Origin of the sequence: Holdemania filiformis DSM 12042, from assembly GCF_000157995.1 — a bacterium.
GTDB classification, from domain to species: Bacteria; Bacillota_I; Bacilli_A; order Erysipelotrichales; family Erysipelotrichaceae; genus Holdemania; species Holdemania filiformis.
Map to the genome: position 1 here is coordinate 1 of NZ_GG657559.1, position 636 is coordinate 636.

Annotated in this window: 1 protein-coding gene; it reads left to right on the top strand. The window is 51.3% G+C overall.

The annotated features are described in order from the left end of the window. Positions 1–468: hypothetical protein (locus tag HOLDEFILI_RS19825; protein ID WP_006059964.1), on the top strand; the 468-nt coding region annotated here is incomplete at its 5' end. Positions 469–636 lie beyond the last annotated feature (168 nt).

A 636-nucleotide genomic window follows, 5' to 3' on the forward strand; every position in this document is an offset into this window, starting at 1 on the left:
AATATGATCGGCTACGGCTTATGCGCGACGGGGATGCTGATGACCTTCAGGGTCAGCGAAATCCGCGCGTTTCTGATCTCCGGCGTCGGTCTTTTGGGCGCGATGATCTGCTGCCTGTTGTCACTGGCGGCCAGTCTTCCGCTGCGGTACAGCGGAATTCTGATGCTGGTATGCCGGATCTTTGAATTGTTCGGCTTTGCGAAAATGTTTGAAGGCTGCTGGCGGCAGTTCCGACGGCGCCGGCTGCGGGAAAAAGCGAAGGAAACAGATCTCCGCATGAAAATCTACATGTTGGCGTTCACTCTTTGCGCTGTTGCCGAGGCGGCCTGCTGGTTTATCGGGGCGGCCTGGGCCTCGCAGATCGTCCAGCTGATCATCCGGCTGGTTTACGGCATGCTGATGGCATGCGTGATGCTGTATTCGGAAAGCGATTCGCTGCTGCCGCATGAGGAAGAATCGAGAATGTAAATCTGATCAGAAAACCGGTTCGCCGGTTTTTTATCATTTTTTCGAGTGATAATAACGATAAAACGGAATGGTATAATTAGGGAGTGACTTTCAGGCATGAAGAATGAACTCCTGATTTTATTCGGAGGACTCGAATATGAAAAACAGAAATCCTAGGCATGAACTTGA